7 protein-coding genes are annotated in these 9744 nt (G+C 54.9%); all 7 read right to left on the reverse strand.

What is annotated here, in order from left to right:
- Nucleotides 1–253 precede the first annotated feature (253 nt).
- Entirely contained in the window at nucleotides 254–1504 is a 1251-nt protein-coding gene (locus U5771_RS34165; RefSeq protein WP_322028027.1) for an alpha/beta hydrolase family protein, read from the reverse strand.
- A 163-nt stretch (nucleotides 1505–1667) separates the two neighbouring features.
- On the reverse strand, nucleotides 1668–3122 hold the full coding sequence (locus U5771_RS34170; protein WP_322028028.1) for a TolC family protein: 1455 nt from the start codon (nucleotides 3120–3122) through the stop codon (nucleotides 1668–1670).
- Nucleotides 3112–4530 carry an HlyD family type I secretion periplasmic adaptor subunit gene (locus tag U5771_RS34175; RefSeq protein ID WP_322028029.1) on the reverse strand — a complete coding sequence of 473 codons (1419 nt, stop codon included), beginning with the start codon at nucleotides 4528–4530 and terminating at the stop codon, nucleotides 3112–3114. The genes U5771_RS34170 and U5771_RS34175 overlap by 11 nt, the downstream gene beginning before the upstream one ends.
- Nucleotides 4531–4535: 5 nt before the next feature.
- The gene (locus U5771_RS34180; protein ID WP_322028030.1) at nucleotides 4536–6674 is read right to left on the reverse strand and encodes a type I secretion system permease/ATPase; all 2139 of its coding nucleotides are present in this window, start codon (nucleotides 6672–6674) and stop codon (nucleotides 4536–4538) included.
- A 38-nt stretch (nucleotides 6675–6712) separates the two neighbouring features.
- A complete protein-coding gene (gene cysC / locus U5771_RS34185; protein WP_322028031.1) occupies nucleotides 6713–7357 on the reverse strand; it encodes an adenylyl-sulfate kinase in 645 nt (214 codons plus the stop codon).
- Complete coding sequence (locus U5771_RS34190; RefSeq protein WP_322028032.1) at nucleotides 7354–8169, reverse strand: sulfotransferase; 816 nt, start codon at nucleotides 8167–8169, stop codon at nucleotides 7354–7356. The genes cysC and U5771_RS34190 overlap by 4 nt, the downstream gene beginning before the upstream one ends.
- A 77-nt stretch (nucleotides 8170–8246) precedes the next feature.
- The coding region (locus tag U5771_RS34195) for a matrixin family metalloprotease (RefSeq protein WP_322028033.1) at nucleotides 8247–9744 on the reverse strand (1498 nt) is incomplete at its 5' end.

The following is a 9744-nucleotide window of genomic DNA, read 5'->3' on the forward strand; positions in this document are numbered from 1 at the left end:
CACATCGGCCCCCCTTGAATTCGATGCAATTTACCGGTGTAGGCCGATCTAGCTGCGACAAGGGTTTTCGTTCCGGCCCCTGAGAAATAGTTTTTATAATCAATATGATGCTGTTTGTCACATCGACTCTGAGACGGCTCTAGTATGAATGATACGGGTGCTGTCTCGATCCCCTGCAGTCCGTAGGCTCACTGCCATTACCCGCCCCGTCCGCACTGCCTCGGGGCGGACGGGCATGAATCCATCAGGATGGTTATTTTTCCTGACGCCATACGACTGCACTGTCGACCGCATAGATCCTGCACCCTTGATGCTTATGGCTGCACTGGTCCAGCGAGTACTTGACCGGATCAGGGCCAAGCGCCGAAGCATCCCAACCGCCATCAGGAGCAATAGTGAACACACGAGGGCGAGGAAACTGCAGAAACTTTTGATATCCAGCTCTTCCGCTGTCGTTCAGATACGGAACGGCTGACGCATTGTTCAGCTCGGCGAAGTTGCTGGGTGGTGGAACAGAGGTTGGACGCGTCCAGACAACCGAACTGTCTACGGCATAGAGGCGGCAGCCGGGACCACGCTCACCACACAATGCCATCACCTGCGCAATCGGATCAAAACCGCCATTCGTAGATGCGGCACCATGAGGTCCAATCGCAAATGCGCGGGGCAGCGGTTTCTCCAGAAATTTCTTGTAGTACGCTTCCCCGCGCTGGCCGAGATACGGCAAAGCTTGCACATCATCGATGGCCGCATAACCGCTTGCCGGCGGGATCGGCATCGGCATGTATTCGGGATTGATCTCGGTATGAGGCATGCCGATTCGTGCGAGAAATGCATCAAGCTTTGGAGTCCAGAGGGGAAGAGCTGCAGCAGATCCAAGCATTTGGTGAGAATCGGTATCGAATGTGCCGTATGCGACCAACTCAGCAGATCCCCCCGCTGAGACGTAGCGCTCGTACATTGCGTGCCATGTGTCTCTCGAGAACACCTTGTCGTTGTCCCCAAAAAACCAGATCGACGGCAGTTTGCTATGCGCTCCCAATTCTCCAGCCGCATTGATCAACGCCCGACTTGATAAGAGACAATCTGACTCGTCCATTCCACCTGCGAAGCTTACGAGACCATGCACGCCTGACACATCCATCGTCCCAAGCGCAAGGGTATTCCATCCTCCGAAGCTTTGCCCGGCAACGACAATCCGAGATCCATCGATTTGCGGTTGCACCTTCATATACTCGATGACCGCTTTGATATCTTGCGCATCTTCGATGCCGGTCGCGGCATAGTCACATCCATGATGCGGAAGATGTCCTTGCGATCCGGCGTAACCGCGCATCATTGGTAGAACAACGGCATATCCTCTCGACAAAAAATAGTAAGCTGAGAATGTCAGGTGATAACGAGGTTGATCCGGTGGCGGCATGCTTCCATTCGAGCCGTGGTTCACCACAACCAACGGAAAGGGGCCGGAGCCATCCGGTATATCTAGCGTCGCTTGCAGCATGATCGACTCACCATCTGCGCTGGGAATCTCGATTACATGTTCGTGACGTAGAAGCGCTTCAGGTGTCTTCAGGCGATCAGTATCTCCCGCATGCGCTAGGGGTATGTACGTGCATAGAGAAGTGACAGCTACGAGCAAACACGATTTCCGGATCTTGCGCATTTCAGGGGGCGCCAAGTGTAGAGATTGAAGACATATCCAGGCGGCCAAGCTTCGAGACCAAATCGACGCGGGCGTTGTCCCAATCCGTCAGCGTCTGAATCTTGCGCTCCTTGGCGTTAGCCAAGTTTGTCTGCGTATTGAGCAATTCGAGAATGTTGCCAACACCTACGGCGTATCGGTGTTCAGCCGCGGTATACGCTTGCTGAGCAATCGACAGCAAAGACGTGCTATGGGCTGCACTCTCGGACGCTGCTTCCAACGCGTGGTAGCTATTCCAAACGTCCAGTGCAACCTTGAGCCGGGTTTCATCAAGCGTGTCTTGCTGCCTCTCGGCCACGGCGCGAGCCTGATCGACCTGATAGTTTCTCCCGAACCCTTCGAATATCGGAATGGAAACCTGAATGCCGATGTAGCCATCGTGCCCGGTCGACGGATATGTAGGCAATCCCAGTCCCAGGCTTTGAGGCTGATTGTCCCGACTGTACTTTCCGACCAGACTGATGCTCGGCAGTCCCTGTGCGCGAGTTTGCGAAACCTTCGCCACGGCGGCGTCATACTGCGCCTGCGCCGCTACGACATCGGGATGGGTCCGCTTGACTTCGTCAATTAGTCTGGCAACAGACTCGGAAAAATTCTTCCCGGGAACAACAGTATCGGTGACAGCCGGTACGTCGGAAACAACGGAGGGATCGTATCCCATATCTGAAGCCAGCGCGCCAATCGTCGATCGCGCATCACTGCGAGCCTTAGCGAGATTCAGGAGCGCCTGCTCGTGTTGTGTCTGCGCTTGCAGTGCGTCAGTAATCGGCACCACTCCTTTGTCGACCTTTGCCTGTGCTGCTGTCGCGCTTTGCCTTGTCATTGTCTCAATGTCCTGGGCAGCGTCGAGCGCCGCACGGGCTGCCTGAGCCGCATAGTAGTCTTTCGCAACGATGGCAAAAGTCGACTGCAGGGCGGCACTCTGTGTCGCCTGCGCAGCTTGAAGAAGCGACGATGCATTTCGGAGTGCCGCGTCGCGCCCACCGAAGTCGTACAGGAGCCAGTTCAACGAGACGCCTTCCGATCGGACCGTGGCGGCATAGTTCGAACTGAGCGTCGGATGATCGGTGACATTCGTGACGGAACTATCCCGAACACCTTGCCAGTTGCCGGTGATGGTCGGTAGATATGCCGCTCGAGCGACACCGACAGCAGCGGCTTGAGCCTTAACGTCCGCCCATGCCTCTCGGGTTTTCGGATTGCGGCATAGGGCTCGTTCGATTGCATCATTGAGCGCCAAAGGGGAACTCAATGGGCCGAATTCGCAGGTGCCGTTCGTCGGGACCATGTCGTCGGCCGCGCTGACGGGAATGGACTGTTCAGCGCGTAGTGGATCGAAGGCAAGGACAGGGACCGAGATGATCGACATCACAATGGTTACTGCCAAGGGCAGCCAAGTCGATGGATTAACGCTCATGCATGCTCTCCTGAGCGCTTTCGACAAGCGGACCAAGCAGATACTGAGCGACCGTTTGCTTACCCGTCTTGATTTCCGCCTTCACGGTCATGCCGGGCGTCAACGCGATCCAGCGGTTGTCGATTCGCATCCGATTTGATGTCAGTCGAATGCGAACCGTGAAGGCGAGACCCAGCTTCTTGTCCTGCACCGCATCGTTGGATAAATCGACAACTGTTCCTTCGAGCATCCCGTATCGAGTGTAGGGAAATGCGTCGATCTTGACCGCTGCACGTTGACCGATCTTCAGGAAACCGACGTCTTTGTTTTCAACAGTCGCGTCAACTTCAACGGCATCGTCCGGGACAATTTCCATCAGTGCCTGAGCAGTCGTGACAACACCGCCGAGCGTGTGTGTAGCAAGCTGCTGAACCGTGCCGCTGACCGGAGAAGTCAAACTGAGCAGGGCCTGACGCGTGTGAGCCTTGGTTTCGTCGTTGGTGCTCTGCCGCAACTGTTCGGAGGCTTTCTCCAGATCATCGAGTTGTTCTCGGCGAAACTGCGAGATCGTCTGGGCGATGTTTGCTCGCTGTTCTGCTATGCCGGCCGCCAGTTCGTGAGCATGGCTGCGCTGTGCAGCCAGTTCGTGCTCTTGGTTCAATGCGGTCTGTTCCTTGTCCAGGTAGTCGTTCTTTGCGACGTACTTGTCAGCCGAAAGCGCCTTGTAGTCATTTGCTTGGGCACGTGCCAATGGAGCTGTCGCCGCCAGTTTGGCAATTTCATGGTTGGTACTGTCGAGTTCAGCCTCCCGCTTTGCGAGTTCGCTTCGAGCTGCGCTCAGCTTGTCCTGGTATTCACGATACAGACCGGAAACAAGATTTTTCGCCTCGACCTGACGCTCCAGCGTTGCTCCGGCAGTCTCGGAAACTGCAGGCTCCCGTCCTGATTGCAACGCACTCAGCAAGGCCTCAGCTCGAGCAGCGGCAAAGGTCGCATCCAGCTTGGATGACTTTGCTTTGTCTTCGTCCGCCGCTGCCTGGGTCGTATCGAGTTTGACGAGAAGGTCGCCGGCTCTCACTCGCTGACCGTCTTGAATGGCAATTTCTCTGATCACGCCAGTCATCGCCGGCTGAATGACTTTCACTTTAGCATTTGGAACGAGTTTCCCCTTCGCCGTTGCAACGATATCGAGCTTGGCAAAGCAGGCGATCAAAACGACTGAGACGGCTAACAGTACAATCAATCGGGCAGTCCAGCGAGGTGCTGGATGCACGGGCGTTTCAACCAGCTCAAGATGCGCCGGCTGGAAGGCGAGTTCGTACTCAAGCTTCGCGGGACCGTCAAGTTGATGGCGGATATTCCACGCTGCGGTCCAAACCGACCGATATCGACGCAAGAGATCTAGCAATGCGTTAAAACGAATCGACATCGCCGTCACCCCGCCTGAAGGGACAACAAATGGGCGTAGTAACCGCCAGTCGACCGCAAGATTTCGTGCGTGCCACGTTCTACGATGTGCCCCTTGTCCATTGCGATGATCTGGTCGGCATGGCGAACCGTATTAAGGCGGTGGGCGATGATGATCACACTGCGGCCGGCGCAGATCGCGTGCATATTGTTTTGAATCACTCGTTCGGTCTCAAAATCGAGTGCGCTCGTTGCCTCATCGAAAATGAGAATTCGGGGATTCGTCAACAGCGCACGGGCGATGGCGATGCGCTGCCGTTGCCCACCGGACAGATTGCTGCCGTGCTCTTCTACAAGGGTGTCGTAGGCTTGAGGAAGCTCGCAGATGAAGTCATGTGCTCCGGCTAGTTTGGCAGCATGCATGATGGCCGCCATCGGAGCCCCAGGATCTGCTAAGGCAATGTTTTCCCGGACTGATCGGTTGAACAGGTAATTTTCCTGAAGCACGACGCCAATGTGTCGCCGAAGCCACGCAGGATCAGCAAGCGCAAGGTCGACACCATCGATACGCACAGTCCCGTGCTCGGGCACATAGAGACGTTGCAGGAGCTTGGTTAGCGTGCTTTTGCCGGATCCCGATCGGCCGACGATGCCAATGACCTGACCCGCTCGTATGTCCAGCGACACATCGTTCAGAACTGGTTGGCCGTCCGGACGGTATCGGAATCGCACGTGTTCGAAACGGATATCACCCTTGATCACCGGCATCGATTGGCTGCTTTGACGCAGTTCGATGCGCGTATTCAGGATGTCGCCCAAACGGCTCATTGAAATGCCAACTTGCTGGAAATCCTGCCAGAGCTGAGCGAGCCGCAACACAGGTGCAGCAACACGCTGCGACATCATGTTGAACGCAATCAATTCACCGATCGTTAGGTTTCCGTCAATCACGAGCTTGGCACCCAGCAGAAGCGTTCCCAACGAGACAAGTTTGCCGATGTACTGAATCAGTTGTTGGCCAATGTTGCCGAGCTGCGTCACACGAAAACCGGAGGCGACATATGCGGCCAGTTGCATCTCCCATTTCTTGGCGAATTGCGGTTCAACCGACATCGACTTGACCGTTTCGACGCCGGATACGGTTTCAACGAGGAATGATTGATTGTCTGCGCCTCGTGCAAACTTCTCGTTAAGTCGACGACGCAAGACCGGAACCATGGAAGCAGATACGCCAGCGTAGATCGGTAGGGAAAGCACGACCACGATCGTGAGCCAGACGCTGTAGAAACACATGACGGCGATAAACACGATCGAGAAGAACAGATCGATGACAGCTGTCAGTGCCTGGCCCGTCAGGAAGTTTCGTATGCTTTCTAGTTCACGAACCCGGGCGATCGTATCGCCAACACGACGCACGCCAAAGTACGACAACGGCAACGCGATCAAGTGCTTGAAGAGACGTGCTCCAAGCTCGACATCGATCCGGTTCGTGGTATGCGAGAAGATGTAGTTTCGCAAACCGGTCAACGCCACCTCGAACGTCGAGCCGAGAAACAGCGTGATGCCGACGACCGCGAGCGTGTTATAGGTACGATTGACGAGCACCTTGTCCATGATCACCTGGAACATCAGTGGTGTCACGAGACCGAATATCTGTAAGACGAACGAGATCGCCAGCACCTCGAGTAGCAGCCTGCGGTACTTGACGACAGCCGGGATGAACCATGAGAAATCGAATTTCGCCAATTCGCCAGTGAGGGATGCTCGGGATGTGAAAAGAAGCATGCTTCCCGTCGAGCGATGGGATAGCCCCTCCAACGCATGGAGCATAGGCTTTGTTGAGTTGGCTTCGAACGTCAGTACAGACGATCCATCACGACGTGCAATGATGAAGTGCTGGCCGTTTTTGTCGAGGCATAGCGCTGGCAGCGGTGCTCGATCCAGTCGATCGATTCTTAGTGGCACACAGCGAGCCTTCAAACCGATCGAGCGAGCGCACAAGATCAATGCATCAGCATCAAATGGCTGGTCACCTTGGGCGCCGGCGTGGCGCAGTTGATCTGCATCTGTAGCGATGCCGTGGAATCGTGCAATGGTGACCAGGCAACTCAATGCTGGATCCACTGGAGCATGTGAAAATTCTTCGTTTTTTTCGGGGGCGTTCACTTGCCGGGCCTCTATCAATTACTGCGATGTCGCTGCTACTACGCCCTGATCGGAACTGGCCAAGAATCCGTAATGGACCTCGACGTACGTTCCCGGCGATGTTCGAAATGATTCAACAAGATGTCGATGCTCTCTGCGACGGTGCGTACGCTCGTAGGAACGTGCACGGTTGGCGCAGTTGGCTTCTCATATGGCGCCGTCACGCCCGTGAAGTTCGGAAGCAATCCGGTTCGAGCGCGCTGATATAACCCTTTAGGATCCCGTTCCATACATGTGTCAATCGGGGCATCGACAAATACTTCGACAAAGCGATCAGGGCCGATAATTTGTCGAGCCATATCCCTGTCTTCTTGATATGGCGACACAAGTGCAACGATCGCCGTGATGTCGGACTCGATTAAAATTCTAGCGATCTCTGAAACTCTACGAATATTTTCGGCTCGATCGTCACGATTGTATGTGAGATCACGATTCAGGCCGGCTCGCAGGTCATCGCCATCTAGCACAAGTGCCGAAATCTGCCTTGATCGTAGCGAGAGCGAAAATTCTCGAGCAAGGGTCGTCTTTCCCGCGCCTGGCAGACCGGTAAGCCAGTAACAAGAAGTACTGACAGCGCGCTCATCTGGGTTGGAGGCACGATCCAACGATATCGCCTCTAACCGGTTACTCTGATACTCGGTCATAGCAATGTGACCTGCCGAGTGTTGAGTTCCGGTTTATCCCAGAAGCTGGTCCCAGCGTACTTTGCGAAGAGGTCCGGCGGAATGCAGGGCTTCCGCGATTGATACTCGACCTTGCTTCTTACCTTGTGTAAACCGGGCATGCCGAGGTGTGCATCATAGTCCGGTTCATCATAGGTCACGTTCTCGAAGTCATGATCGAACCACGGCTCATCGATTTCACGATACAGCGATCTCAGGATCGTCTCAGGTTCTCGAACCAATCGATCGTAAGAAACCAGGATAAGGCGTTTTGCCTCTACGCCAAACCATGCCTCACGGAGCGTACTCCAGGGATGGCCGATCAAGCCACGCTCCGTCTCCATCAAGGATTCTGCGCGTGCATATACCGAACTACCTGGCTGGAAATTGAACATTCTCGATAGTTGGAGTGGATTTTTGGACAGCATTTTCTCCACGCTATCGATGATCCAGCCGATTTCACGAACACAGCAGATAATGCGAGCCTGAGGATACAGGGCAGCGAGCAACGACGCCCGGCCGGTCCATGTTCGATTGGTATCAAAGACGACTTTTTCAGCGGCAATAGCAGGATAGTAAGAGTTGAATATCCCTCTCAAAATATTCGCTCGTTTTTCGTCGTCAAAGAATGTGCTGAACTCTCCGCCGCACATCTTTCCGTGTATGGTTCCGCACAACAGGGCGACGGGACTTGTCATCGCAGCGGAAAAGCGGGGATTCTGACGGAGCAATGCACAAAGCAACGTCGATCCCGAACGTGGCAACCCCGAAATCAAATGCAGCTTCGTTACCATTGGGAAATCTTATATTGGGGTTTCAATATCGAGCTCCGCAGGCAAAAGGACGTCATCGCCTGCGGACGTGGGGTTAGCTAGTGTGCTCCGGCGATCAACTGAACATGCTGCGACGACACCTGGTCCGTTGGGGTGATCGAGGCGCTACTTGCCGACGATGAAGGAGCGTGCCCCGCCATTACCTGGATCAACGCTGCGGTTTGAGCCGAAGAGCCGTACAGCGCCTGGATCGCGTTGATATCTGTCTGGTCAAGCGACCGATTGGACGAAGTCAGGTCGTAGTTCATGATCGAACTCGAATCAGCGTTGTCTGCCAAGCCGAGCACATGACCGATTTCATGCAACGCTGTCTGATAGAAGGTTGCGTCAGTTGCTACGTAGATCTGATCGCTGACCGAGCCATGAGCAGGTGCATCCTGTGTTGGTGATTCAAGCTCGATTTTGGCGCCCGAAGCGATGACACCTTGAGATGCTTTGAATGTCGTGTAGCCGACTTCGCCGGTACTGGCAGTGTTCAGATCGGCCCAATCGATTGAGATATCGGCAGAAGCGTTACTGGATACCTCCTGGAATTTCAGTCCGGAAGCAGCGGCCCATGTCGCGAAGGCCTGTTCAACTTCTTTTTCGTACTGCCCGTCCTGCAGACCATTGGTATCACCGAGATTCCAGGTGATGGTGGCTGTATCCCAGCGGGCACCTTCGAGTACATTCGGGCCTGCGCCTGCAGAGGTCGCAGCATCCCGAGACATTTCGCCAGCCTGAGCAAATCCGTTCTTGGCGGCGTTGGCGGCAGCGAGATTCCCTTGGTTTTGGTCATACTGAGCGATAGCCGTTACATCGCTTGCAAGCTTACTTTGCACCGCGGCTCGATCACCAGAAAACCCATAGCCGCCGTAGTAGCCACCATAGCCGCCGCTAGGATCGCCATTGTCGGCCGGGGGACTCGATTGATCGATATAGTCGATCCCAGACCAATCGGCACCGGTATCGCCAGTGCCATCGACTATGTCACCGGTATTTGATCCAGAGAAATTGATAGTGTCGTTATTTCCGTCGATCGAGTCATATTGACCATCGACAGTGATGTTGTCACTCGAGCCGTTAATGCCATCATTGCTGCCGTTGACATCAAGCTGACTATTTCCAGCTACGTAGATACCCGTATCCTGACCATTTGCTGTCTTGCCGCCAAACGCGTCGCCGCTGGCATTAATCATATCCGCACTGCCGTTTGTGTCGGCGACATACGTTAGCGCTCCGGCCACCGTGTTGATCGTATTGCCGCCTCCATATATTCCAAGGCTGTCTCCGGCTGCTTCGTTCACGCCATCGCCACTACCTCTGACATTGACCTGACTGTTGACGTTCATGCCGATGCCGGTACCTTGGCCGTTCGCAGCGGCCCCACCTAACGCATCACCGCTGCCGACAATTGTGTCGAAAGCTCCATTGGTGTCTCCAACCACCGTGCACGTGTTGGCTGAGAGATTAATAACGTTGCCACCGCCGTAGACGCCAGCCGTATCGCCAGCGGCCTCATTGATGCCGTCATTGCTACCGTTGACATTGACCTGC

The organism is Burkholderia sp. BCC1977, assembly GCF_905339595.1.
Classification (GTDB): Bacteria; Pseudomonadota; Gammaproteobacteria; order Burkholderiales; family Burkholderiaceae; genus Burkholderia.